This window comes from Baekduia sp. Peel2402 (assembly GCF_052567285.1).
The window spans coordinates 1,580,147-1,605,620 of record NZ_CP199582.1 but is presented as its reverse complement, the minus strand read 5'-3'; the positions used below and the strand labels follow the sequence as shown (position 1 = coordinate 1,605,620).

Below are 25,474 nucleotides of genomic sequence, written 5' to 3'. Positions count from 1 at the left end.
GGGTGCGATCCACGCGATTTACCACAACCGGGCTGCCGGTGCGGACACGTTGACTCTCACTACTACGTCGACGCTGCGAGTCACCGGTCCCTCCCCCGCTTGTGTCTTCGGTCCGAACGACACTGGGCACCTGAACGAGACGACGTTCACGCTCACGTCGAACGGAGGCAACGGTCCGAACATCGTTCGCACTGCGTGATCACTGATCGCGCAGGGTCGTAACTGCAGTTCTCGGAGGGTCTAGTCCATCTGACGGCCCACCCTTGCGGGGGTGGGCCGTCGGCCTAACAGTGATCGCGGACCTAACGGTAATCGAGTCTTCGGCCGCTAAAAGATGGATTGCCGGTGCATTGATCTGAGAAGTTGGACCGGTCCGTAACGGAAACAGGGTTGACTCTGGAAATTCTTCCCGTGTAGTGTCGCTCTCTCGCGTTAGCTCATAGTGTGACGCGGCGTTGGCTTTTACGAGGAAATGGGTCGGAATGATGCGCAGTGCCGCGGTCGTATCGGTGCGTGCTCGCCTGATGTTGGTGGTGGGTGTCGTGCTGTCGGTGTCGTGCTTGGTCGTGCCGGTCGCCAGAGGAGCGATCACGATTGACTCCTATGGGTATCTGCCTGGGGCGACTTTCGGCTCGGGGGGCACAGGCGCCAGCGCCCAGCACACGGGTGTCGCTGTAGAGCAGTCGACCGGCAACATCTTTCTTGCGGAGCAGGTAAGCCAAGCGGTGTCGGTCTATGCGCCGGACGGGTCTGCGGGCGGGACATTCCTCACCACGGTCCACACGTCGCCTCAGAACTTCCCTCAGGAGGTGGCGGTCGACCCTGCAAACGGTTCGCTCTACGTCGGTGCGAACTCGTTCTTTGGGACGGCGCTTGAGAAGTATGTCTCTGATGGTGCTCCGACGCCGGCTTATACGGTCGATCCGGCGTTTGTGCCGTCGTTGCTGTCTCCTCCGGTGCCGAATGGGTTGGCGGTCGATCCGGTCTCACACGATCTGTTGATGGCCGATGCGGGCACGGTGCGCGTTGCGCGGGTGTCGGCGGCGGATGGTTCGTTGATCTCTTCGTTTGACGGTGCCGACAGCGCCGGTGGTGTGTTCCAGAATCCGGGTGCCGTGGCGGTGGGGCCGACCGGCACGATCTATGTGGTCGACAACGGTTCTCGGGTGGAGCGGTTCGCTTCGGGGGGCACGTCGCTAGGAGCGTTGTCGGTTGGGAGTGGAAGTGACGTGACGGGTGTGGCGGTCAATCCGCTGAGCGGGGACGTCGTGGTGGCGATCAACCGGCAAAACCAGACCTACCTGAAGGGCTTTACGTCCGGAGGGACGGAGCTGTTCATGACGCGCTTCCCGACCTTGAAGGAGGTCCGTGGTCTGGCGTGGGACGGTGGTAGTGATCGCATCTATGTCGCTACCAACGGGGGCGGGGCCGCGGACACCTTCGTGCCGGCTGACCAGCCCGGCGTCGACGCGCCCGTCGTGTCCGCCGTCACCGGCACCAGCGCCCACCTCGCGGCCGAGGTGGCAGGAGCCGGCCAGTCGACCGTGGCGCGCTTTGAATACTGCCCGGCAACGGCTGCCTGCGGGGACTATCCCGTCTCGGATCCGAACCCTTCAGGGAACCCGTGGGTCCGCCTGGCCGATCACAGCGTCACCGGCACGGCGACCATCGAGGATGACCTGCCGGTGACGCCCAGCAACTCCTGGCGGGTCCGTGTTTCGGCCGATTCCACGTACGCCAACGGGGTGGTGACCGACAGCACGTCGTCGACGGTGTCGTTTGACAGCGCGCTCGCGCCGCCGAACGTTCAGACCGGTGCCGCGGCGTCGATTACCACCAGCTCGGCGGAGTTGACCGGCACGATCGACACCTACGGCGGGCAGACCACCTACCACTTCGAGTACGGGCCGACCACGGCCTATGGCAGCCGCGTCCCTGCTGGTGATGAGTCTCCGGCAGGGATGAGCCGCACGCCGCGAGTCGTCAGCCGTCCGACCAGCGGGCTGGCGCCCGGTACGACCTATCACTTCCGGCTGGTAGCCACCAATGTGGCCGGGACAACCAATGGGCCCGATCGCACGTTCGTCACGGCCGCCACACCTCCGCCAGCGCGAGGCTATGAGCAGGTGACCCCGGTCGACAAGAAGGGCGGCGTGATCAACAGCCGGTTGGGCTTCCAGGCCGCCGCGGACGGGTCGGCCGTGAGCTACACCTTGGCGGCGCCGCCGACCGACGCGCCGAGCGCGGTGATCTTCACGCGGTACTTGAGCCGCAGGGGCAACGATGATTGGCTGCGCTGGACCCCGACCGACCCGCCGCTCAACGTGCCGCGCGGCGTTATCGAGGTGACCACGCAGGCCATCTCGCCGGACTTCAATCATGCTCTGGTGGTTAGCAACCGCGCGCTAACCGCAGGAGCGATCGACGGTGGTGCCAACATCTACGTCGTCGATCTACGCACCCGGGACTACACCCTGGTCGGCTCGGCACCAGGACACAGCGCATATTTGGCGATGGCTGGCCTGCAGACCGAGAACATGTTCCTCGCCGGGGCTTCGGACTTCAGCTGGATCACGATCATCTCACCGAGGAGCCTCCTGCCGAGTGCGCCACCGACGGCGATGTACCGCTGGTCGCGCGCCGGAGGCTTGACGCTGCAGAGCTCACCCGCCGACTCCGTCCAGCGACCGGACTCGGGGAACGAGCTGTTGTCGCGGTTCGTCTCTGACGATGGCAACACCATGTACTACGACCTGAGCGACGGCGATGGTGCGGTCTACCGCCGTGTCCTTGGCGGCGCGCCGACCCCGGTTTCTGTAGCGAAGGCCGGCGGCGCGGTAGCTCCCGACACGGTGGTGAGCGGCAGGCTCGACGGAGTCAGTCGTAACGGACGGTATGTCGTCTTCCGCACGGCCACACGGCTGACGGCCGACAACTCGTCTTCGTTCGACCCATTCTGGATGTACCGCCTCGACACCCAGACCGGAGACCTCGTGTACATCGGCCAACCCTCCGATCTGTCCGCAGGCTCCGTCTACGCGGTCGGAGGCGATGACGCCCAGACAGTGTTCTTCCACGCAGCGGGCAGTGGCTCGCACTCCTGGCGTGACGGTGTAACGCACGCGTTCACGTCGTCGACACTGGACCTCTCCGGCGGTTTCGGCGTCCAGCGTTTCGCAAGTCCCAACGGCCGGTATCTGGCCTATGTCGACTCGCAGAATTCGACCGTTCACCTCTACGACGCTGCGACCCAGACCGACGTGTGCGTCTCGTGCCCACCCGACGGCAGTCTTGGTGCGCGCGACTTCGGCCTCCCTGGAGGGACGAGGACGGTTAGCAACCGGGTACCGCAGGTCGTCAATGACAACGGGCTGATGTTCTTCGACACCGCTGCGCGGCTGGTCTCGGCCGATCACAACGGGTCGCGGGACGTCTACTCCTACCAGGACGGCAAGCTGTCGCTGATCAGCCCAGGCGACGGCAGCTTCACCGCGCGGTTCGCCGATGCCACACCGGACGGCAGCGACGTGTTCTTCACGACCGATCAGCCGTTGGTCGGGCAGGACACCGACGAGTCGATCGACGTGTACGACCTCCGGGCCAACTCGTTCAACCAGTCGCCGCCTTCGAGGGGCGGGTGCGCGCGGAACGACTGCCGCGAGCCGAACACCGGACCAGTCGAGAGCCCATCGCCGGGAAGCGCGCCACCTCAGCTCCCAAATCAGGAAGAGGGTCCCAAGCCGCCCAAGTCCTCCGTCGGGATCAAGGTGACGAAGGTAAGGGTCGGCTCGCGGTCCGTGCGCATCAGCTTCCGTGCTTCTCAGCTCGGGCGAGTGCAGGTCAGCGGCACGCGTGTCGTCAAGAGCGTGCGCAACGTGGCCAAGGCAGGGATCTACTCAATGACGGTCCCACTCACCCGCAAGGCGCGTCAGTTGCATGCGGCGCATCGGAGATTCAAGGTGTCGGTGAAGGTCACGCTCACCGGTGATTGGGGCTCTTCGTCGGCCAAGTTCTCCCGGACCCTCGGCAAGTAGGTGATGGCCATGATTCGCAGGATCACCATGGTGGTGTCGCTGGTCGGCCTGGTGCTCGCGCTGGCCGCGACCGCCCAGGCGGACTTCCACTTCGAGCGCGTCGGCGTCTCGCTGACCGGTGCGGATGGGCAGTTCTCGCGGCAGGCGGGAGCCCATCCCGATCTCACGTTCTCGATCGAATTGCCGTCCGATCCCAGCCCGGTCATCGGCGGCGAGCCGGCTCCGGCCGGCCCGCTCGAGTCGATCCACTCGGTCGATTTGGACTTGCCGCCCGGATTGGTCGGCAACCCGACGGGCCTTGAGACGTGCGACCCCGTCGCTTTAGCCAACGCGGGGGTCGGGAAGGCAGCCTGTCCGGTCGCCTCACAGGTCGGGACCGCCCGTGTCGTCACGACCGGTCCTTACACGGTGGGCATCTACAACATCGCCCATGGGCCTGACGTGCCGGCGCGTTTCGGGTTCAACGTGCTGGGCGTGGTCAACGTGATCGACGCGCGGGTCAGGCCCGGCGACTATGGCATCTCCTCCGGCAGCTTCGCGGTGTCGCAGGCCCTGGCGGTTCTCGGCGCGGACATCACCTTCTGGGGCGTTCCGGCCGATCCGATCCATGACGCGCTGCGCAGCGAGCAGCCGCCTGAATCCACCAAAGCTCCGCGCGTCCCCTTCCTGTCTTCGCCCACCTCCTGCTCCACCACCCCGGTGTCCTTTACCGCACGTGGTGACACGTGGGAGCATCTTGGCGTCTTTGACACGCGGGTGTTGACCACCGACATCGACGGGACGCCGCTGGCCTTCGAGGGCTGCGAGCGCCTCGCGTTCGCGCCGACGGTCGACGTCCTTCCGTCGTCGAAGGTGGCCGATGCACCCACGGGCCTGACCGTCGACGTCGATGTGCCGCAGGGCGACGATCCCGACGGTCTCGCCACGGCTCATGTTCGCAACGTAGTCATGAAATTTCCGCAAGGAATGTCGGTCTCACCCTCCTCGGCCGCCGGCCTCGGCGCGTGCTCGCCCGCCCAAATCGGGCTCGGCACCAACGACGCGCCCACCTGCCCAGACTCCTCCAAGCTCGGCAAGGTCACCATCGAGTCTCCGCCGATCGAGGGCCCGTTGACCGGCGACATCATCCTCGCCACCCAGAACGACAACCCGTTCCGCTCGCTGGTCGCGCTCTACCTCGCCGTCAAGGGTCCCGGCTTCTACGTCAAGCTGCCGGGCAAGATCGACCTAGACCAGGACACCGGCCAGTTGACGGCGACGTTCGACAACACGCCGCAGGTGCCCTTCTCGCACATGCGCATCGAGTTCCCGGGCGGCTCGCAGGCGGCGCTGGCGACGCCAACCACGTGCGGGAAATACAACACCCACATCGAGATCACGTCGTGGGCATCGTCGACGCCGGTCGCGCTCGACTCGCCAATGACGATCAATGAAAACTGCGACGCAAAGCCCTTCGCGCCGTCGTTCACGGCCGGCTCGTCGAACACCCAGGCTGGGCAGTTCACGCGCTTCGTCTTCGCGCTCACGCGCTCGGACGGCATGCCGTTCCTCCAGCGCATCGACGCGACGCTCCCCAAGGGCCTCCTGGCCGACATCAGCTCGGTCTCGCAGTGCGCGCCGGCCCCGGCCAACGCTGGCTCCTGCCCGGCGGCGAGCCGGATCGGCACGGTCGCCGCGCAGTCTGGTCCCGGCGGGCAGCCGCTGGCCCTCACGGGCGGCGTCTACCTGACCGGCCCGTACAAGGACGCGCCGTTCGGGCTCTCGATCGCCGTGCCGACCGCGGGCCAGGCGGGGCCGTTCGACCTCGGCGTGGTCACCGTTCGTGCCGGCCTCTACGTCGACCGCAAGGACGCGCACGTCACGGTGAAGTCCGATCCGTTGCCGACGATCATCCAGGGCATCCCGCTGCGGTTGCGGCAGGTTCGCCTGACGATCGATCGCGACAAGTTCATGTTCAACCCGACCGGTTGCGCGACGCAGTCGATCTTCGGCAGCTTCGGCGCGCTGGGTGGTGCGAGCAGCGACCAGAAGGTCGCCTTCCGGTCCGGCGGGTGCAAGGGCTTGGACCTCAAGGAGACGTTCAAGTTCAAGTTGCGCGGCAGCAAGTCCACCAAGGACGGCACGTCGCCCAGCCTCGAGACCTCGGTGACCCAGAAGTCGGGTGGCACGAACATCGCCAAGGTGGAGGCCAAGCTGCCGCTGGCCCTGGTCCTCGAGCCCAAGAACGCCCAGGCGCTTTGCAAGCCTGAGCAGGCGGCCAAGTTCAGCTGCCCGAAGTCATCGATCGTCGGCACCGCGTCGGCGAAGTCGGTGCTGCCACACGAGCTCAGCGGGCCGGTCTACTTCGTCGAAGGCCGCCGCAAGACCAAGACCGGCAGGACCGTCGCGACCCTGCCGAACTTGTGGATCCCGCTGTCCGGAGACGGCGTGACGATCGACCTGAACGCCAAGTCCGAGGTCGACTCAATCGACCGGCTGGTGACCACGTTCAGCGCGATCCCTGACGCTCCGATCAAGAGCTTCAAGTTGAAGATCAACGGCGGCAAGCACGGGATCCTCGTGGTCTCGGGCAAGTCCACCTGCAAGCGGGACATGACGTTCGCCCTGCGGATCACCGGCCAGAACGGGCTGGTGCAGACCCAGAGGGCCAAGCCGACGATCGATGGATGCAAGAAGACGGCGAAGGCCAAGAAGACCACCAGGCAGCGGTGATTCTCGACGACCGCCGCGCCTGAGCGGGGGAGAGCTTAGAAGGCGTTTCGCTTTCGCCGGGTCATGCTCGTCCGTTGGACGAGCATGACCCCCTCTCCCCGAGAGTGCCAGGCCACCGCGCCGCGCTCAGTGCCGCTTGCCTCGGCGCTTGAGCGAGATCCCCTCAAGCACGTGGGCGACCTTTTCGCACGCGTCGACGCTTTGCTCGAGCGTCTCGAAGATGTCCTTCCAGCGGATCACGACCATCGGGTCGATGCCGTTGGCGAACAACGAAGCGACGGCGTCGCGTGATAGCCGGTCGCCCTCGTTCTCCAGCCGGTGGATCTCCACCAGGTGCGGCGCGATCTCGGCGCCGGAACGCAGACACCGCAGCGCCTGCGCGACCTGCTCGCCGGCGCCGACCAAAACGTCGGCGATCAGCGTCGCCTGCTCCATCGGCGCCTCGACCGCGTACAGCGACAGCTCGTCGGCTGCCTGCTCGGCGAAGTCGACGATGTCGTCCAGTGCGGTCGCCAGCAGGTGCCCGTCGGCCGGGTCCATCGGCGGCTTGCCGTTCCCGCCGCCGTTGAGGCGGTGGATGATGTCGTGCGTGATCCGGTCGCCCTCCTGCTCGCTGAGCAGGAGATCGCGGGCCAGGTCGGCCCGCTCGGGGTAGTCCGCGAACAGGTCGCGGAGCAGCAACGTCGCCTTTTGCACGTTGCGTCCGGACTCCTCGATCAGGTCGAGGACGCCCGTGTCGGTCGATCGGAACAGGGCCATCCCTCCACGACCCTAACCGCGTCTGGCCGCCCGGCCCGCGGCCTTCACAGGTCGTTCACACCCGGTTCACCGGACGGTCACGGCAGCAGCGCCGCCGCGCGGGAGGCTCCCGCGGTGATGGAGGCTGCGCAGACGGACGACGTGCTGTACGCGGGGGAGCTGGAGGTCCGGCCCAACGACGGCTTGGTCCTGGCTGCCGGCCGGGCGCTGACGCTCTCGGTCCGGGAGTTCGGACTTCTGGTCGCGCTGGTCCAGCGGACCGGCCGCATCGTGTCCCGCGCCGAGCTGTACCGCTTGGTGTGGGGGAGCGACCTGCGCGATGGCGATCGCTCGATCGACGTGTACGTGCACAAGCTGCGGGTGAAGCTCGAGACCGCGCTCCCCGCGTGGGCGTTTATTCACACCCACGTGGGGTTCGGATATCGCTTCTCCCCCGAGGGTTCACACGTCTTTCACAACTCGACCACATCGCGATAACAGGATGGGGTCGTTGCCGCGTCAGCCTGCCGCGCGACAACAAGACAAGGAGTGCAGCACGTGAACCCCCGTATCGTCCCGGCCGCCTTTGCGGCCCTCGCCCTCGCCACCGGCGTCGCCGCCTGCGGTAGCGACGACGACAGCTCGTCCGCCTCGACGGGCAGCTCTGCCGCCGGCGCGTCCAGCAGCGAGAAGGTCAGCGCCACGCTCAACGGCGCCGGCTCGACGTTCGCCGCCCCGATCTACCAGCAGCTCGGCGCGGACCTGAAGGACAAGGGCCTGACGATCAACTACCAGGGCGTCGGCTCCGGCGCTGGCGTCTCGCAGTTCGCGGCCGGCACGGTCGACTTCGCGGGCTCGGACCCGGCCCTGGCCGATGAGGACCGCACCGCCATCAAGAAGGGCGAGGCCGTCCAGATCCCGTTCGCGCTCGGCGCCATCACCGCCTCCTACAACTTGAGCGGCGTCAAGTCGGGCTTGAAGCTCGACGGTGACACGCTGGCCAAGATCTACCTCGGCAAGATCACGTCATGGGACGACGCCGCGATCAAGGCCGCGAACCCCGACGCCGACCTGCCGTCGACCAAGATCACGGTCGTCCACCGCTCGGACTCCTCGGGCACGACCAAGGGCTTCACGCAGTTCCTGGCCAACTACTCCTCGGAGTGGAAGGACGGCCCGGGCGTCGACAAGGAGGTCAAGTGGCCGACCGGCACGGGCGCCAAGGGCAATGACGGCGTCGCTGCTTCGGTGAAGCAGACCGACGGCGCCATTGGCTACGTCGAGCAGGCCTACGCCTTGCAGAACGGCTTCACGTTCGCCGACGTCAAGAACAAGGCCGGTAACTTCGTCGCCCCGACGCTGGAGTCGACCTCGGCCGCGGCCGAGGGCATCGAGGTCCCCGCGGACCTCGGCGTCTCCACGATCGACGCGCCCGGCGATCAGGCCTACCCGATCGTCTCCCAGACGTTCGCGATCTCCTACAAGGACGCCTGCAAGGCCGGTCTCGACGAGGCCAAGGCCAAGGGCTTGAAGTTCTTCTTCAACTACCTCCTCAACGAGGGCCAGGACACGATCCAGAAGCTGTCCTACGCGCCGATCCCGGACAGCCTGAAGACCAAGGACCAGGCCGCCGTCGACGCGCTCACCTGCAACGGGACCGCGATCTCCTAGCGAGATCGCCTGATCGGGAGCCTGATGGCCACCACCACCCCTGACGTCCGCCGCGGCGGCCGCTCCATCTTGGAGCGGTCGCCGTCGGCGCGGCGCGCAGACCCGCTGTTCAAGGCGATCCTCGCGACCCTCGCGGGGCTGATCCTCGCGCTGATCGCGTTCTTCTTCGTCTACCTCATCAACAAGGCGTGGCCGGCGCTTAGCCACCAGGGCTTCTTCTCGTTCCTGTTCACCAACGACTGGAACCCGTCGAAGGAGATCTTCGGCGCCTGGCCGTTGGTCGTCGGGACGCTCGTCACCGCCGCGATCGCGCTGGTCATCGGCGTGCCGATCGCGGTCGCCACCGCGCTCTTCATCACCGAGCTCGCGCCGCGCCGCGTCCGCTCCCCGCTGGTCATCCTGGTGGAGCTGCTCGCCGCCGTGCCGTCGGTGGTCTACGGGTTGTGGGGGATCTTCGTGTTGATCCCCAAGTTGAAGCCCGCCGAGCAGTGGTTCAGCGACAGCTTCAGCTTCCTGCCGTTCGTGGGCGGGAACGTCGCGGGCCCCAACTACTTCATCGCCGGCCTGATCCTGGCGATCATGATCCTGCCGATCGTCTCCGCGATCTCGCGCGAGGTGATCTCGACGGTGCCACCGGACCTCAAGGAGGCCTCGCTGGCCCTCGGCGCGACGCGCTGGGAGATGATCCGGATGGCCGTGCTGCCGTACTCGCGCGCGGGCATCACCGGCGCCGCGATGCTCGGCCTCGGCCGTGCGATCGGCGAGACGATCGCCGTGACGCTGGTGATCGGCAACTCGCCGACGATCGGCAAGGCGATCTTCGACCAGGGCTACACCTTGGCCGCGGTCATCGCCAATGAGTTCGGCGAGGCCGCCAACGACAAGGTCCACGCGGGCGCGCTGTTCGCCGCGGGCCTCGTGTTGTTCGTGTTGACGTTGTTGATCAACTTCGCCGCACGCGGGCTGGTGCGACGGGCTGAGCAGAAGGGCACGAAAGTGAAGGCCGTTCCCGGGGGTGCCGCATGAGCGCGCTCCCGTCTTCTGCGCTGGCCCCGCTCAACGGGCGGCGCAAGACCACCGACAAGGTCATGCGCGGCGTGCTCGCCGCGGCGACGGTCATCGCGCTGATCCCGCTCGTACTGGTCATCTACTACCTGTTGAGTAAGGGCCTCGGCGCCTGGTCGATCGACTTCTTCACCAAGGACCCGACCGGCAACTTCCTCGGCGACCAGGGCGGCGTGAAGAGCGCGCTGCTCGGCACGATCGAGATGGTGCTCTTGGCCTCGGTGATCGCGATCCCGCTCGGCTGGGGCGTCGCCCTCTACCTGGTGGAGTACGGCCGCAAGGGTCGCTTCGCCGCCACCGTCCGCTACTTCGTGGACGTGATGACCGGCGTGCCGTCGATCGTCTTCGGCCTGTTCGTGTACGTGACGCTCGTGCTGGGCGGTTGGGGCGGCTCGTCGTTCGCAGGCTGGAAGGGCTCGGTCGCGCTGGCGCTGCTGATGCTCCCGGTCGTCACGCGCTCGGCGGAGGTCGTCCTGTTGCTCGTGCCCGACGGGCTGCGCGAGGCCGCGCTCGCCCTCGGCACGCCGCGCTGGCGGGTGACGATGAAGGTCGTCCTGCCGACCGCGCTGCCGGGCCTCATCACGGGGTCTTTGCTCGCCGTGGCCCGCGCCGCCGGAGAGACCGCGCCGCTGCTGTTCACGGCGACGATCGTCAACGGCACCACGTTCAACCTCGGCGACCGCATGAACTCGCTGCCGGTGCAGATCTTCACCGACGTGGGATCGCCGAACGACCAGCTCGTGCAGCGCGCCTGGGGCTCGGCGCTCGCGCTGGTCTGCCTGATCCTGCTCACCACCCTCATCGCGCGGCTCGCGTCGCGCAGGAGCCGACTCTCGTGACCGACCCGACGGACACCAAGACCATCACCATGACCGACGACATCACCTCTGGCGAGACCGGCGCAGGGGCGCCGCGCGCGTCGCTGCCCTCCCGCGGCGCCTCGCTGGGCGAGCTCGCCCACCACGACGGCCCCACGGCGCCTGTCACCAACGCCGCGCCGGGCATCTCGGTCACCGGCCTTCAGGCCTACTACGGCTCCGGGCACGCGATCAAGGACGTGTCCATCGAGTACGCCCCCAACAAGGTCACGGCGATGATCGGGCCGTCGGGCTCGGGCAAGTCCACCGTGTTGCGGTGTCTGAACCGCATGCACGAGGAGATCCCGGGCGCGCGCGCTGAGGGCAAGGTCCTGCTCGACAACGCCGACATCTACGGGTCGTCGGTCGACGTCGTGGCTGTGCGCCGCGCGATCGGCATGGTCTTCCAGAAGCCGAACCCGTTCCCCACCATGTCGATCTTCGACAACGTGGCGGCGGGGCTCAAGCTCAACGGGATCAAGGGCATCGACCTCAAGGAGCGCGTCGAGAAGTCACTGCGCGGTGCGTCGCTGTGGGAAGAGGTCAAGGACCGCCTGAGTGAGCCGGGCATCGGCTTGAGCGGCGGTCAGCAGCAGCGCCTGTGCATCGCCCGCACGATCGCGGTTGAGCCGCAGGTCATTCTGATGGACGAGCCGTGCTCCGCGCTGGACCCGATCGCGACGCTGAAGATCGAGGAGCTCATCGACGACCTCAAGACGCGCTTCACGATCGTCATCGTCACGCACAACATGCAGCAGGCCGCGCGCGTGGCGGACACGACGGCGTTCTTCCTGGCCGGCGAGCTGATCGAGCACGCGCCGACCAACGGGGTCTTCACCAACCCATCGGACTCGCGGACCGAGGAGTACGTCACCGGGAAGTTCGGCTGATGGCCGGCGGCGGGGGGACGCGCCAGCACTTCGCTGACGAGCTGGCGCGCGTCGAGGCACAAGGGCTGGGCGGGCTCGACCTCGTGGTCGGGCAGCTCGACAAGGTCCTGGAGGCGCTGGAGCACCAGGACGTCGAGCTGGCCGCGATGGTCATCGGCAACGACGACCTCATCGACGGCCGCTACCTCGAGGTCCACCAGGAGCTGCTGTCGCTGTTCGCGCTGCAGGCGCCGGTCGCGACCGACCTGCGGGTCGTCGCCGCGCTCCTGCACATCATGAAGAACATCGAGCGCATGGGCGACCAGTGCGTGAACATCGCCAAGACGATCCCGCTGACCGGCCACGAGCCGCCGGTGCGCGAGGAGGTCCTGGAGCGGATCCTGCGCATGGGCCGCGCGGCGCGGTCCGAGGTTCAGCAGTCCAAGGTGGCGTTCGCGACGCGCGACGTCGAGCTGGCGGAGGACCTGGTGCGCCAGGACCGTGAGATCAACCTGCTCAACCGCGAGATCTTCCAGCTCGCGATCGACATCGGGACCGATCCCGACACGCGCGAGTGGGGCATGCACATGGTGATGGTCGCCCGGGCGCTGGAGCGCGTTGGCGACAACGCGGTCGATATCGGCGAGCAGACGGCGTTCATCGTCACGGGGCTGTTCCGCGAGTTTTCCGACTCGTCCCAGCCGCGTCCGTTGGTCTGATCCGGTCGTCAAGGCGGGTGGTGCCTTGTAACGCCCGCTACGACCGGAAATTCAGTTGTGATTTTGTTGTGATCCTCGCATGGTTTTCTGGGCCAGTTGGCGGGGCGGCTGTTTAGACTGATGGTCGAGATGACGACCGAACGTGGCACGTCGGCCCAGCCTTTGCGCTTGGCCGTGATCGACACCGACTCGGGCTTCCTGCAGGTGCTGGACAAGCGCTTGGAGCGCTTGGGGTGGGAGCACCGGACGCTCGCCTCGGCGGTGCCCGTCGAGACCATCGTCGCCATGCGCCTCAGCGCGCTGGTGGTGGACCTGGCCGTGCTCGGCCCGAGCGGCTGGGAGTACCTGCACCGCCTGTGCTCGGAGCTGCCGGGCCTCGGGGTGGTTGTCTGCACGGGGCAGTCGACGGTCGCTCAGCGCGTCCGTGGGTTGCGTCTCGGTGCCGACGACTGGCTGTCGAAGCCGTGCCACCCGGAGGAGCTGATCGCTCGCGTCGAAGCGGTCGTCCGCCGTCGCCGCCGCGCCGATGCGCGCGCCGAGCGGGGCCCGGTCGCCGCGGGCGAGCTGGAGATCCGGTCGGATCGCTTCCAGGCGTTCGTGGATGGGCGTTCTGTGGACCTGACGCGCCGCGAGTTCGAGCTGATCGAGCTGCTGGCCGGGTCCGAGGGGCGCGTTCTGGAGCGCGAGGAGATCTACCAGCGCGTGTGGGGCTACGCCATGGCGCGCGGCGATCGCTCGGTGGACGTGTTCGTCCGCAAGCTGCGCCAGAAGCTGGAGAAGGCGTCGCCGGAGTGGCGCTACATCCACACCCACTTCGGCGTCGGCTACCGCTTCGCGGCCGAGCCGGTCGACGGCTCTGAGGCCGCCGATCGCGAGTTCGAGGCCGCCACGGCCGAGCCGGCCGACGGTCCCGCGCCGGCGACGCTGGCGCTGGACGCCGGCGACGTCGAGGCCGAGCTGCGCGCGCTGACCTCCTAGGTCACGCGCTCGGTAGCCGCTCGCGCACGGCGCGGGCGGCAACGCGGGCCGGGCGCTGCTCCGCGAGGGCGTATCCTCTGAGACCGTGAGCAAGACGGTCCGCAACGTCCTGATCCTCGTCGCGATCGCCGCGGTGGTCGCGTTCCTGCCGGGTGGCGGCGACGCCGCCGGCCTCATCGGGCGGGTGCTGTCGATCGGGATCTCGGTCATCTTCGTCCTGCTCGGGATCCGCTTCTACCGCGAGAACCGCGTGGCGGTCTTCTCTCTGGGCGACAAGTACCGCGCGATCGCCTACGCGTCGCTCGGCGCGCTGGTCGTCGCCTTCGCGGGCCGGGACAAGCTGACCGACAGCGGCGCAGGCAGCTTCGTGCTGATCCTGCTCTTCGCCGGGGCCATTGGCGGCGCCTACGCCGTCTGGCGCCACCATCGCGCCTACGGCTACTGAGTTTCGTCACCTTCGCGTGTAGATCCGTGACGCCTGGCCCGCGACGTTGCGGGCATGCGGATCGCACGCACGGACTCCGGTCAAGCCTCAGTCGAGCTGCTCGCGCTGCTGCCCGCGCTGGGGCTGGCGATCGCGCTGGCCTGGCAGGCGCTGGTAGCGGGGGAGACGTGGTGGCTGGCGACCGTCGCGGCGCGTGAGGCGGCGCGGGCGGCGGCGATCGACGGTGACCCGGCCCGGGCTGCTCGTGCTGCCTCGGCCGCGTTGCCGTCGCCCTTTGCCGATGGCGTGCGGGTACGCGTCACGCGGGAAGGCGTGGCGACGGTCCGCTTGCCGATTCCGGCTGTCGTCGGTGGGGTGGGTCTTGGCTCCGCGACCGGCCACGCGCGCATGGAGCCGCAGCGATGATCCGCGCTGCCGCCGACGACGACGCCGGCCAGTCCTCCGTGGAGCTGCTCGGCCTTCTGCCGCTGATCGCGCTCGTGGCCCTCTGCCTTGCCCAGCTCCTCGCCACCGGCGCGGCACATACCGCGGCGACCTCCGCTGCTGAAGCCGCTGCTGAAGCCGTGTTACAGCACACCGGCGATCCGGCCGCCGCCGCTCACGCCGCCGCGCCGTCCTGGTCTCGCGACGGCCTGACGGTGAGGATTACGGGTCGCCACATCCGCGTCCGCCTACGGCCCCGCACGTTCGTGCCGGGCACCGCTCGTCTGCTCGTTGTGACCGCCGAGGCAGACGCGGGACCGGGGCCGACCGCCGCATCGCGCGCTCTCCCACGCCACGCGGTGCGAGCGGGGCACCGCGCGCTCGTCGCTTCGCCCGCGCGTAACGGGTCCGCGAAGCCTGGCGCCTCCTCACCGGTCGACCGAGCGGCGCTCGCCGCATGACCGCGCACGTGTCGGTTCGGCTCCGCGATCTCTTCCTGGCTCCGGCGGACGGCGCACCTGCGCGGCGTGTCGCCGAGCGAGTCGTGCCGGCGACGGTCGGCGTGCTCGGCCCGCCGCGCGAGGGCGCGATCGCGGCGGCGTCGGTCGCCCTGGCAACGATGGGCGCGCGGCGGGCGCGATGCGCGGTGATCTGTCGGTGGGATGGACGTGAGGCGGCGCCGCGGCCGGGGTTGGCGTCGATATCGGCGCGGCGGTTGGCGGACCGCTTGGAGCGGCGTGGTGTGCAGGCGGCGGCGCGCGGACGTCTCGTGACGGTCGGGCTGGCGGCGGAGCCTGCGGAGGCCCGTGCCGCTGTTGAGCGCCTCCTCGTCGCGGTGGAGGAGACGCCGCTGGTTGTCCTCGTCGCGGGTCCGCGCCCGCCCGCGCTGGATCCGCTCCTGGCCACGCTGGACCGCCTGGTCGTCGTCACCGCCCTCGATGCGCCGCCCGGCCTCGGCGACCTCGCGCTCGACGAGGCGGCGGCGCTCGGGCGCAGCGTGGCTCGTATCGACCTACCCGACACGCCGCTCGGCTCGCTCGTGGCGAGCACCGGCCGTCCGTTCTCGCCCGGCCTGCGCGCCGCGGCGACGGCGGCGCTCGGAGGGGATCGCGATGGGTGAGCGGCGGACGTGGCGGGATGGCGAGTCCGGTCAGGCGATGGTGCTGTTGCTCGCGCTGCTGCTCTCGCTCGTGCTTGGCGGGGCATTGCTTGCGGCGCTGGCCATGGGAATTGGGGTGCACCAGGAGCGGCGGGGCGTGGCCGACATCGCGGCTTTGGCCGGGGCGGAGGCGATGGTGGCGGCGCAGCCGCGGGTGTTCGAGCCGGTCGAGTTGGATCGGGGTGTCCCGAACCCGAGGCATCTGGAGCGTGCCCAGTACCTCGCGATCGCGCGGCGGATCGCGTTCCAGACGGCGCAGCGCAACGGGGCGGAGCGGGTGGCCGTGACGTTCCCGGATGGGGAGGAGCAGCTGGCGCCGACGCGGATCGCGGTGACGGTCGAGGATCCGATGGAGGTGGCGGGCCGGGAGGTGAAGCGGCCTGCGCGAGCGGTCGCCGAGATCGCGGTAGTCGCGACGCCAGGGGCGGGCGCGTCGCTGTCGGGCGAGTACCCCGGGCCGTTCGCCGAACGTCAAGGCAAGCGGATGCGCCCCGACGTCGCGCTGGCGTTCGACCGGATGGAAGCGGCGGCACGCCGCGACGGGATCGCGCTGGTCATCACGAGCGCGTTCCGCACCGACGCCGAACAGGCGGCGCTGTTCGCAGCTCACCCGGATCCCAAATGGGTCGCGCGGCCGGGCACGTCGCTGCACCGCCTCGGCACCGAGCTCGACCTCGGGCCTGCGTCGGCCTACGGCTGGCTGGCGCGCAACGCGTCGCGGTTTGGCTTTAAGAAGCGCTACGACTGGGAGGACTGGCATTTCGGCTACACGCGATCGACGGGCACCCGCAGCGTCGGCTACGGCCCCGGCGATGGCCGCTCCGGCGTCCCGTCGTTCGTCCCCGAGCGCTGGGCCCAGCCGATCTCGCGCGCGGCACAGCGGTGGAACGTCGGCGCCGCCCTGCTGGCCGCGCAGCTCTACCAGGAGTCGCACTTCAACCCCTACGCCGTCTCCTCCGCGGGCGCGCAGGGCATCGCGCAGTTCATGCCGGGCACGGCGAAGGACTACAACTTGAGCAACCCCTTCGACGGCGAAGCGGCGATCCTCGCCCAGGCGCATCTCATGCACGATCTCCTGGCCCAGTTCGGCTCGGTCCCGCTCGCGCTCGCGGCCTACAACGCGGGTCCGAAGGCCGTCGCCGCGTGCGGCTGCATCCCTGCGATTCCGGAGACGACGGCGTACGTCGCGGCGATCCTCGGGCTTCTGTCGGGCGCCGGAGACCCGTCCACATCCTCCGCGACCCTCACCGTCCGGTTGGTGGCGTGAACGCCGTCTGGTCATTGGCTCGCCGCTCAAGGATCGGCGGCGATGCGGCTCACGGGCGTTTTAGGGACTCCCCTGATGTAGGACGCCCGGCTCCCGGTTAGCGTGCCGCGCCATGATCGGGCGAATTGCGTTGACCTCCTTGATCGCCACGGCCACGCTCGGCCGCGTCGCGCGCGCCGGGACGACCGCGGGTGTGGCCGTCCTCGTGCTTGCGAGCGGTGTCGCGGCGATCCCCGCGCAGGCGAACGCGCAGGCCGACGCTGCCCAGGCCGGCGGTGTGACCTCCTTCGGCGACGCGCCCGGCGTCGTGCGGCTGCCGGAGGCCGTGGCGGTCGCGCCCGGCGGTGACCTGCTCGTCGGAGACCACTTCTCCGGTCGGGTCCAGCGCTTCCGCGACGGCCGCTACGTCGGCTCGTTCGGGCTGCGCGGCGAGGGCTGTGGGCGGCTGGGTGCGATTGGCGGGCTCGCCGTCGACGGCCAGGGCAACACCTATGTGTTGGACTCCGACCAGCAGCTTGTGCAGGTCTTCGACGCCAACGGCGCCTCTGTGCGCTGCTTCGGCGGCAACGGCAGTGGGCGCGGCCAGTTCCGCACCGGCAGCGGCGGGTACGCGGCGTCGTCGGCCAGCGGCGGGATCGCGGTCTCCGGCGATGCCGTCTACGTCGCCGACACCGGCAACAACCGCGTCCAGCGCTTCACGCTGACCGGCCAGAACCCCAAGGTCATCGGGAAGGGCAAGCTCGACACGCCGCAGGGGCTGGCGGTCAAGGGCTCGCGGCTGCTGGTCGCCGACGACGGCCACCACCGCGTCGTCGAGCTCACGACCTCCGGCCGCTACGTGCGCGACAGCAAGGGCGTCGACATGAGCTTCCCCTACGACGTCGCCTTCGACGCCAACGGCGGCGCGTACGTCGCCGACAACAGCTACCACCGCATCATCCAGCTCGATCGCAAGCTCCAGCGCAAGCGCGCGTGGGGCTCGCAGGGCGGCGGCCACGGCAAGTTCGTCTACCCGCGCGCGGTCGCGGTCCTCGGCAACGGCAACCTCGTTGTCGCCGACGCGGGCAACGACCGCGTCCAGCAGTTCACCGCCACCGGCGGCTACGTGCGCACGATCGGGATCAACGGGCGCAAGCAGCCCTACGTCAGCTCGCCCGCCGACGTCGCCGCCAACGGCCTCGGCGAGGTCGCGGTCGCCGACGGCAACGGGCGCATCTCGTGGTTCTCGCTCGACGGTCGCTTTGCCGGGGCTTGGGCGCAGAGCCGGTCGTTCCAGAACTCGACCGCGATCGTCGTCCAACCCAATGCGATTGACTTCGCTAGCGATCGCGCGGTGCAGGTCGTGGACGTCGGCGACGTGCGTGAGTACCGCGACGGCGCGGTCGACCGCATCTTCACCCCGGGCTTCGGCCAGGCGGGGGCGACGAGCTTCGACATCGGCCCCGACGGCGCACAGTGGGCGGTCCAAGGGACCGGCACGTTCGCGCGGATCGTCAAGGACACCAAGCCGACGTGGCTCGGCGAGCGCAACCTGACCGGCCGCTCGACCGCCGCGATCGCCGCGCTGGCCGATGGCACGATCGCCGTCACCGAAGGCACCTCGCCCCACCAGGTCAAGCCCAAGGACGGCACGATCATCCGCTACGACCACACCGGGAAGCGGCTGAGCGCTTGGACCGTCCCGCGCCCAGTCAGCGCCGGCGCCCATCCGTCGCGCCCCGCCGGCCTCGTCGCGATCCCCGGCGGCGGCGCCTGGGTCTCCGACGCGGCCAACGACCGCCTCCTGCGCTTCACCGCCGACGGCACGATCGCCGAGACGCTCGGCGCGCCCGGGACCGGCGACGGCCAGCTCGCCGAGCCGCGCGGCCTGGACCTCGACTGCGCCGGCGGCCTGCTCGTCGCCGACAGCGGCAACAACCGGATCGTGCGGTTCGCGGACGCGGGCGCCGCCACCGGCTGCGCCCCAGCCGGCACGCCGACCGCCAAGGGCCAGACGCCCAAGCCGGTCGGCCTGAAGGTCAAGACCGAGCGACGCAGCGACGCGCCCGCGACCACGCTCGGCACGATCAAGGCGACCTGCGCGCGCACCTGCACGCTGGCGGTGCAGGAGGCGAGCGTTGGCGTCCTGGGCCGTGGCACCGCCAAGTCCTACAAGCTGACCGCGATCCGCGACGGCTCGGTGATCACGGTGAAGGCCGCGGCGGCGACCGTGGAGGCGATGCGCAGCGCGGTGCGCGCCGGCGGCTCGGTCGGCGCGGGGATCGTCGTGGTCGCGACCGCGAAGGACGGCGTGGAGGACATCGGCACGATCACATGGACCTTCCGCTGAACAGGACCTCTTCGCCGCCCTTGATCGGGCCTTGAGGCAGGCCTCTAGGGTGTAGGGAGCGCGCCGCTGGGTACGGAAATGACCAGCGGCGCGAACGCCAGACGACGCTCGGCGTCCCCAGCAGAGCGTTCTCAGCCGCCCTCACACCCTGTGACCGACCGTCCGCACACGCCCACGGCCGCGCCGCCCGTCGCCCACGCCCCCGCAGGGGAGAGGGTGGCGAAGCGTGGCCGCTTCGCGCGCGAAGGGACGCACGCAGGCGAGAAGGCCGAGCGGCGCGGGGACGCCCCGCCGCCCGGAGGCTCCCGCGGCGGCGACGCCGGTGGTGGGAACTCAGGCGGAGGCGATGGCGGCGGCACGCCCCGGCGCGGTCGGCTCGACTCGCTCGACGGGCTGCGCGGGCTCGCGGCGCTCGGCGTGCTCGTGCTGCACGTGTGGATGTTCAGCTACGGCGACGACCACCAACCGCCGAAGGGCTTCCTGGACTTCGCGCTTGGCGAGCTGCGGATGGGCGTGCAGCTGTTCTTCGTGTTGTCGGGGTTCTTAATCTTCCGTCCGTTTGCGGCGGCGATCCTCGACGGCGCGCGCAAGGGGCCGAGCATGGCGCGCTACGTCGTGCGTCGCGCGGCGCGGATCCTGCCGGCCTACTGGTTGGCGGTCGGCGCGAGCTTCCTGCTGCTGCGCCACCTCGACCATCCGATGCAGGTCGATCCGGCCGAGCTGCCGATCTTCGTCGTCTTCGCCCAGAACCACTTCCTGGAGACGATCAAGCACCTCGACCCGCCGATGTGGACGCTGGCGATCGAGGCCTCGTTCTACGCGACGCTGCCGATCTTCGGCCTGCTCGCGCTGAAGCTCGTCCGCGGCCGGGGCCGGGCGGCGCTCACCGCGCTGACGCTGCTGGTCGTCGCGGGTGGCGTCGTCTCGACGATCCTCGCCTACACCCACCACTGGCCGCAGACGCTCTCGACCTCGCTGCTCCCGCACCTCACCGAGTTCGGCGCGGGCATGACGGTGGCGGTCCTCCTCCACGGCCGAAACACGCTGGCCAAGCCGCTGGCCGGCGCGATGGCAGCGGTCGGCGTCGCGCTCTTCGTCGGCAACTCGTGGTGGCACGCGACCGGCTACGGCTGGCAGGACGCGCGCTCGCTGGTCGGCGACGTGCCGGGCATCCTCGGCCTCGCGCTGGTCATCGCCGTCCTGGTTGCCGGCCCGTGGCCCGCGCGGCTGCTCGCTCGCGGCCCGGCGAAGTGGCTGGGCTCGATCTCCTACGGCGTCTACCTGATCCACTTCCCGGTCATCGTCTTCCTGCGCATGACCGAGCGCTGGCCCGAGGACTCGCTGACGCAGGAGCTCCTCAAGGTGATGGCGATCACGATCCCGCTCGCGACCTTCTCGTGGCTGTGCGTCGAGCGCCCGGCGATCCGCTGGGCGCAGCGCGTGACGACGAAGGGGCGGACGGCTCGCGCGGCGGCAGCGCCCGCGGCCGCCCGCGAGCCGGCGGCGCGGCGGCAGCGCACGGGCGAGATGCCGGCGCTGCGGCCGCAACCCGCCGAGCGCTAGTCGCGCTCGACGATCGCCACGACGCCCTGGCCGCCGGCCGCGCAGACCGAGATCAGCGCGCGGCCCGAGCCCTTCTCGGCCAGCAGCTTGGCCGACGTCGCCAGGATCCGGCCGCCGGTCGCCGCGAACGGGTGGCCCGCCGCCAGCGAGGAGCCGTTGACGTTCAACTTGGCGCGGTCGATCGACCCCAGCGCGCCCTTCAGGCCGAGGTGCGTCTTGCAGAACTCCGCGTCCTCCCAGGCGGCCAGCGTCGCCAGCACCTGCGACGCGAACGCCTCGTGGATCTCGAAGAAGTCGAAGTCGGCGAACGTCAGCCCGGCGCGCTCGAGCATCTTCGGCACCGCGTAGACCGGGGCCATCAACAACCCCTCCTCGCCGTGGACGTAGGGCACGGCGCTCGTCTGCGAGTGCGTCAGGTGCGCGAGCACCGGCAGGCGGCGCTCCTCGGCCCACTCGTCGGTCGACAGCAGGACCGCAGACGCGCCGTCGGACAAGGGCGTCGAGTTCGCCGCCGTCATCGTCGGGCTCTCGTCGCGCACGCCGAAGACCGGCTTGAGCTTGGCGAGCTTCTCGACCGTGGAGTCCGGACGCAGGTTCTGGTCGCGCGACAGCCCCAGGTAGGGCGTGACCAGGTCATCGAAGAACCCACGGTCGTAGGCTGCGGCCAGGCGCTGGTGCGACGTCGCCGCCAGCTCGTCCTGCGCCTCGCGCGAGATGTTCCACTTACGCGCCGTGACCGCCGCGTGCTCGCCCATCGACAGGCCCGTGCGGGGCTCCTCGTTGCGCGGGATGTCGGGCGCGATGTGCGAGGGCCGCACATGCGCGAGCAGCTTGACCTTGTCGCCCGTCGACTTGGAGGCGTTGACCTTGACCAGCAGACGACGGAGGTCGTCGTTGAGGCCCAGCGGCGCGTCGGAGGTCGTGTCGACGCCACCGGCGATCGCGACCTCGGCCTGGCCGAGCTTGATCTTGTTGGAGGCGAGGATCGCGGCCTGGATGCCGGTGTCGCACGCCTGCTGGATGTCGAACGCGGCGGTCGCGTCGTCCAGGGCGGAGCCCATCACGACCTCGCGCACGAGGTTGAAGTCGCGCGCGTGCTTGAGGACCGCGCCCGCGACGACCTCGTCGACGGTCTCGCCCGCCAGGCCGAAGCGAGCGACGAGCCCGTCGACGGCGCTGGTGAGCATGTCCTGGTTGGACGCCTGCGCGTATGGACCGTTCGAGCGTGCGAACGGGATGCGGTTACCGCCGAGGATCGCGGCCGGGCGGGGGAGGGAGTTCTTCGTCTTGGCAGCCATGTGACATCGAAGAATGTAACATCGAACCGTGTCGCCGACCGAAGATCGCTATCAACGCCTGACCTCCACGCCGCCGGGTCGCTTCCTTTCCAGCCGCCTCGGCCTCCCCGAGTCGACGCCCTTGCGGCGCTACGAGCCGGGTCAATCGCTGCTCGAAAGCCCCGCGCTGATCGGCGGCTTCGCCGAGCGTCGCCTCCTCTCCACGGTCGAGCGCGTGCTCCAGAGCGCCGGCGCCACGGCGCTGAGCGACCTGCCCGCGGAGGGCTCCGGCTCCGGCAAGCTCGGCGCCGTCGTGTTCGACGCCTCGGGCATCACGGCCAGCGAGGACCTGATCGCGCTGCGCGACTTCTTCTCGCCGTCGATCAACAAGATCGCCGCCTCCGGCCGCCTGATCGTTCTCGGCACGCCGCCCGAGCACGCCGCCGACCGCCGCCATCACGTCGCTCAGCGCGCGCTGGAGGGCTTCGTCCGCTCCGCCGCCAAGGAGCTGCGCCACGGCGCAACGGGCAACCTGGTGTACGTGGCGCCCGGCGCCGAGGACGACCTCGAGTCGACGCTGCGCTTCCTGCTGAGCTCGAAGTCGGCCTATGTCAGCGGCCAAGTTGTCCGTGTTGGCACCGGCGAGTCGTCCTCGCCCAAGGACTGGGAGAAGCCGCAGGCCGGCCGGATCGCCGCGGTCACCGGCGCGTCGCGCGGCATCGGCGAGGCGATCGCCCGCACGCTCGCGCGCGATGGCGCCCATGTCATCGTCATCGACATCCCGCAGCAGGGCGAGGACCTCAGCCGCGTCGCCAACGCGATCGGCGGCGCCGCGCTCGCGCTCGACATCACCGCCGACGACGCGCCCGCCGCGCTGGCCGCCTACCTGCAGGAGCGCCACGGCGGCGTCGACGTCGTCGTCCACAACGCCGGCATCACCCGCGACCGCACGGTCGCGCGGATGAAGCCCGAGCGCTGGGAGGCGGTCCTGGAGGTCAACCTCTCCGCGCAGGAGCGGCTCAACGACGCGCTGCTGCTCGGCGACCTGATCGGCGACGGCGGTCGCGTCGTCACGGTCTCCTCGATCGGCGGCATCGCCGGCAACCGCGGCCAGACCAACTACGGCGCGTCGAAGGCCGGCGTGATCGGGATCGTCGAGACGCTGGCGCCTGAACTGGCGCAGCGCGGCGCGACGATCAACGCGGTCGCGCCGGGCTTCATCGAGACGCAGATGACCGCCTCCATGCCGCTGTTCGTCCGCGAGGGCGGCCGGCGCATGAACTCGCTGACCCAGGGCGGCCTGCCGATCGACGTCGCCGAGACGATCGCCTGGTTCGCCTCGCCGGCCAGCGGCGGCGTCAACGGCAACGTCGTGCGCGTCTGCGGCCAGTCGCTGATCGGCGCATGAGCGACGTCAAGACCCGGACCCTCGACGGCCCGCCCGGCGCCGCGTCGCTCTACCCGCGCGCGGTCGCCGGCTCCTACGCGCTGCCGTTCCTGCGCAAGGTGCCGGTGGTCGGCCCGGGCAAGGTGAAGGGGTTGCCCGACCTCGCGTTCGCGCTGCAAGACGTAGCCCTTGATGCCGGCCACGTCGCCGACTACGCGCGCGTCTGCGGCTTCACGCTGCGCGACGCGCTCCCGCCGACCTACCTGCACATCCTCGCCTTCCCGTTGCAGATGCGGCTGATGACCGACGGCGCGTTCCCGTTCGGCGTGCTCGGCCTCGTGCACGTCGAGAACCGGATCGACGTCCTGCGGCCCGTGACGACGGGGGAGAAGGTCTCCTTCCGCGTCCACGCCGAGGACCTGCGCGACCACCCGCGCGGCAAGCAGTTCGACATGGTCTCGATCGCGACGGTCGGCGACGAGCGCGTCTGGGAAGGCCGCTCGACGTACCTGCGCCGCGGCGGGGGAACCGATCCCAACCACCCCGGCGACGCCGCGAAGAAGGACGACAAGAAGTCCGCGCCGCCCGTGGCCGAGTCCATTTGGAAGATCCCCGGCGACATCGGCCGCCGCTATGGCGCGGTCTCCGGCGACCGCAACCCGATCCACCTGCACAACCTGTCGGCCAAGGCCTTCGGGATGCCGCGCGCGATCGCCCACGGCATGTGGCTGAAGGCCCGCGCGCTCGCTCAGCTGGAGGCCGAGCTGCCGCCGACGCTGAGCGTCGAGGTCCGCTTCAAGCTCCCGGTCCTGCTGCCCGCGACCGTCGGCTTCTCCAGCCAGGCGGCCGAGGGCGGCCGCGCCTTCGCGGTCCACGACGCGAAGAAGGGGCTGCCGCACCTCGACGGCCACTTCGCCGCGCGCGCGGGCTAGCCGCCCTTCGGCATCTCGACGTCCATGACCACCGGGCAGTGGTCGGAGGCCTTGGGCCGGTCCTGCCCGATGCTGTCGAAGCGCGGGCCCGTGTACTTCGCGGCCCGCAGCGGCATGCCCTTGCGCATGATGTCGGGCACCGCGGGGCTGGCCTTCGCCAGCGAAGACGACAGCAGCAGGTAGTCGAGCTGGCGGTACTCGCCGGCGCCCTTGTTGTAGTAGTGCGTCCACTGATCGCCGGCAGGGCGGCGCGTGACGACGTTCTCGACCTGGTCCCACCCGACGAGGTCGTCGATCGCGGTCGTCGTGCCGTCGTCGTCGGCGTCGAGGTAGTCGTTGAAGTCGCCCAGGACGGCGAACGGCTGGTCGCCGGGCTGCGGTCCGAGCCGCTGGGTCACGATCTGCTTCACCGCCGTGGCTTGAACCAGACGCCGCTGATGCGTCTGCGCGCGCCCGCCGACCATCGACTTGAAGTGCTGGACGAACAGCAGCAGCTGGCCGCCGCCGGGCGTCTCGATCGTCACCTCCAGGCAGTCGCGGGAGAACAGCTCGCTGCGCGCGTTGCCAGGCGTCTTGAGGTGCTGGTTGGAACGCACCGCGACGATCGGCAGCTTGCTGATCACCACGACGTCGATGAGGCGCGGGTCGTTGCCGTCGATGCCCGCCACGTACGGGTACTTGCTGGGGCCGCCGAGGTAGCTGCCGCGGAAGTGTTTCAGCGTGTCGACGTTCTCGACCTCCTGGAGCGCGAGAACGTCGGCCTTCAGTTCGCGGATCGCCTCGCCGGTGATCTCCTTGTCGACGTCGCTGTACTCGTCGAACTTGGTCTCGTCGACGGCCCAGCCGTCCTTGACGGCCTCTTGCGGGTCCAAGCCGTCTTTGAACTTCCAGCGCGCGAACAGGTTCTCGACGTTGAACGTGGCGAGGCGGACGGCGGTCATCGCGGGGCCCTTTCCGTGGCCGGACTCAAGGTGAGCGACGATGAGCGTAAGCAGATGCTTTGCGATCACGCAAGCGCACCGGCCCGGCTTCTGGGCAAGCGGGAGACG

At 69.6% G+C, this 25,474-nt stretch carries 21 protein-coding genes; 18 read left to right on the top strand and 3 right to left on the bottom strand.

The window, feature by feature from the left end; genetic code table 11:
- Positions 1 to 482 precede the first annotated feature (482 nt).
- Together ACT01A_RS07845 and ACT01A_RS07840 are read left to right on the top strand one after the other, a co-directional pair.
- Positions 483 to 4,034, top strand: a complete 3,552-nt coding sequence (locus ACT01A_RS07845; RefSeq protein ID WP_445151687.1) for a hypothetical protein — start codon at positions 483 to 485, stop codon at positions 4,032 to 4,034.
- Positions 4,035 to 4,043: 9 nt separating this feature from the next.
- Positions 4,044 to 6,746 carry a hypothetical protein gene (locus ACT01A_RS07840; protein ID WP_445151686.1) on the top strand — a complete coding sequence of 901 codons (2,703 nt, stop codon included), beginning with the start codon at positions 4,044 to 4,046 and terminating at the stop codon, positions 6,744 to 6,746.
- Positions 6,747 to 6,872: 126 nt separating this feature from the next.
- Here ACT01A_RS07840 and ACT01A_RS07835 read toward each other — a convergent pair whose 3' ends face one another.
- On the bottom strand, positions 6,873 to 7,505 hold the full coding sequence (locus ACT01A_RS07835; RefSeq protein ID WP_445151685.1) for a DUF47 domain-containing protein: 633 nt from the start codon (positions 7,503 to 7,505) through the stop codon (positions 6,873 to 6,875).
- A gap of 117 nt (positions 7,506 to 7,622) precedes the next feature.
- On the opposite strand from ACT01A_RS07835, the gene ACT01A_RS07830 reads away from it, so the two are divergent.
- The 14 genes from ACT01A_RS07830 (at position 7,623) to ACT01A_RS07765 (ending at position 20,829) form a co-directional block, all read left to right on the top strand.
- Positions 7,623 to 7,982: a winged helix-turn-helix domain-containing protein gene (locus ACT01A_RS07830; protein ID WP_445151684.1), complete on the top strand. Its 360-nt coding sequence runs from the start codon at positions 7,623 to 7,625 to the stop codon at positions 7,980 to 7,982.
- A 60-nt stretch (positions 7,983 to 8,042) separates the two neighbouring features.
- On the top strand, positions 8,043 to 9,155 hold the full coding sequence (gene pstS, locus ACT01A_RS07825) for a phosphate ABC transporter substrate-binding protein PstS (RefSeq protein ID WP_445151683.1): 1,113 nt from the start codon (positions 8,043 to 8,045) through the stop codon (positions 9,153 to 9,155).
- Positions 9,156 to 9,179: 24 nt separating this feature from the next.
- The gene (gene pstC, locus ACT01A_RS07820) at positions 9,180 to 10,181 is read left to right on the top strand and encodes a phosphate ABC transporter permease subunit PstC (RefSeq protein WP_445151682.1); all 1,002 of its coding nucleotides are present in this window, start codon (positions 9,180 to 9,182) and stop codon (positions 10,179 to 10,181) included.
- Positions 10,178 to 11,059 carry a phosphate ABC transporter permease PstA gene (gene pstA, locus ACT01A_RS07815; protein WP_445151681.1) on the top strand — a complete coding sequence of 294 codons (882 nt, stop codon included), beginning with the start codon at positions 10,178 to 10,180 and terminating at the stop codon, positions 11,057 to 11,059. Before pstC ends, pstA begins: the two co-directional genes overlap by 4 nt.
- Positions 11,056 to 11,967: a phosphate ABC transporter ATP-binding protein PstB gene (gene pstB, locus ACT01A_RS07810; RefSeq protein ID WP_445151680.1), complete on the top strand. Its 912-nt coding sequence runs from the start codon at positions 11,056 to 11,058 to the stop codon at positions 11,965 to 11,967. The genes pstA and pstB overlap by 4 nt, the downstream gene beginning before the upstream one ends.
- The gene (phoU, locus tag ACT01A_RS07805; RefSeq protein ID WP_445151679.1) at positions 11,967 to 12,665 is read left to right on the top strand and encodes a phosphate signaling complex protein PhoU; all 699 of its coding nucleotides are present in this window, start codon (positions 11,967 to 11,969) and stop codon (positions 12,663 to 12,665) included. Before pstB ends, phoU begins: the two co-directional genes overlap by 1 nt.
- A gap of 129 nt (positions 12,666 to 12,794) precedes the next feature.
- Entirely contained in the window at positions 12,795 to 13,643 is an 849-nt protein-coding gene (locus ACT01A_RS07800; protein ID WP_445151678.1) for a response regulator transcription factor, read from the top strand.
- Positions 13,644 to 13,728: 85 nt separating this feature from the next.
- Positions 13,729 to 14,088 (top strand): hypothetical protein, encoded by a 360-nt coding sequence (locus tag ACT01A_RS07795; protein WP_445151677.1) that lies wholly within the window; start codon positions 13,729 to 13,731, stop codon positions 14,086 to 14,088.
- A gap of 54 nt (positions 14,089 to 14,142) precedes the next feature.
- Positions 14,143 to 14,493 carry a pilus assembly protein gene (locus ACT01A_RS07790; RefSeq protein WP_445151676.1) on the top strand — a complete coding sequence of 117 codons (351 nt, stop codon included), beginning with the start codon at positions 14,143 to 14,145 and terminating at the stop codon, positions 14,491 to 14,493.
- On the top strand, positions 14,490 to 14,972 hold the full coding sequence (locus tag ACT01A_RS07785) for a hypothetical protein (protein ID WP_445151675.1): 483 nt from the start codon (positions 14,490 to 14,492) through the stop codon (positions 14,970 to 14,972). Before ACT01A_RS07790 ends, ACT01A_RS07785 begins: the two co-directional genes overlap by 4 nt.
- 8 nt (positions 14,973 to 14,980) lie before the next feature.
- The gene (locus ACT01A_RS07780) at positions 14,981 to 15,631 is read left to right on the top strand and encodes a hypothetical protein (RefSeq protein ID WP_445151674.1); all 651 of its coding nucleotides are present in this window, start codon (positions 14,981 to 14,983) and stop codon (positions 15,629 to 15,631) included.
- Between the two features lie 37 nt (positions 15,632 to 15,668).
- Positions 15,669 to 16,937: a lytic transglycosylase domain-containing protein gene (locus tag ACT01A_RS07775; RefSeq protein WP_445151673.1), complete on the top strand. Its 1,269-nt coding sequence runs from the start codon at positions 15,669 to 15,671 to the stop codon at positions 16,935 to 16,937.
- Positions 16,938 to 17,049: 112 nt separating this feature from the next.
- On the top strand, positions 17,050 to 19,266 hold the full coding sequence (locus tag ACT01A_RS07770) for an NHL repeat-containing protein (protein ID WP_445151672.1): 2,217 nt from the start codon (positions 17,050 to 17,052) through the stop codon (positions 19,264 to 19,266).
- A gap of 150 nt (positions 19,267 to 19,416) precedes the next feature.
- The gene (locus tag ACT01A_RS07765) at positions 19,417 to 20,829 is read left to right on the top strand and encodes an acyltransferase family protein (RefSeq protein WP_445151671.1); all 1,413 of its coding nucleotides are present in this window, start codon (positions 19,417 to 19,419) and stop codon (positions 20,827 to 20,829) included.
- Here ACT01A_RS07765 and ACT01A_RS07760 read toward each other — a convergent pair.
- Positions 20,826 to 22,127, bottom strand: coding sequence for an acetyl-CoA C-acetyltransferase (locus tag ACT01A_RS07760; RefSeq protein WP_445151670.1), 1,302 nt, complete (start codon positions 22,125 to 22,127; stop codon positions 20,826 to 20,828). The genes ACT01A_RS07765 and ACT01A_RS07760 overlap by 4 nt on opposite strands.
- A gap of 28 nt (positions 22,128 to 22,155) precedes the next feature.
- Here ACT01A_RS07760 and ACT01A_RS07755 point away from each other — a divergent pair, with 28 nt between their 5' ends.
- Both ACT01A_RS07755 and ACT01A_RS07750 read left to right on the top strand, forming a co-directional pair.
- Positions 22,156 to 23,514, top strand: coding sequence for a 3-oxoacyl-ACP reductase (locus ACT01A_RS07755; protein WP_445151669.1), 1,359 nt, complete (start codon positions 22,156 to 22,158; stop codon positions 23,512 to 23,514).
- Positions 23,511 to 24,425 (top strand): MaoC/PaaZ C-terminal domain-containing protein, encoded by a 915-nt coding sequence (locus ACT01A_RS07750; RefSeq protein ID WP_445151668.1) that lies wholly within the window; start codon positions 23,511 to 23,513, stop codon positions 24,423 to 24,425. Before ACT01A_RS07755 ends, ACT01A_RS07750 begins: the two co-directional genes overlap by 4 nt.
- Here the strand turns inward: ACT01A_RS07750 and ACT01A_RS07745 are convergent.
- A complete protein-coding gene (locus tag ACT01A_RS07745; protein ID WP_445151667.1) occupies positions 24,422 to 25,366 on the bottom strand; it encodes an endonuclease/exonuclease/phosphatase family protein in 945 nt (314 codons plus the stop codon). The two genes, ACT01A_RS07750 and ACT01A_RS07745, sit on opposite strands and share 4 nt — an antisense overlap.
- Between the last annotated feature and the right edge of the window lie 108 nt (positions 25,367 to 25,474).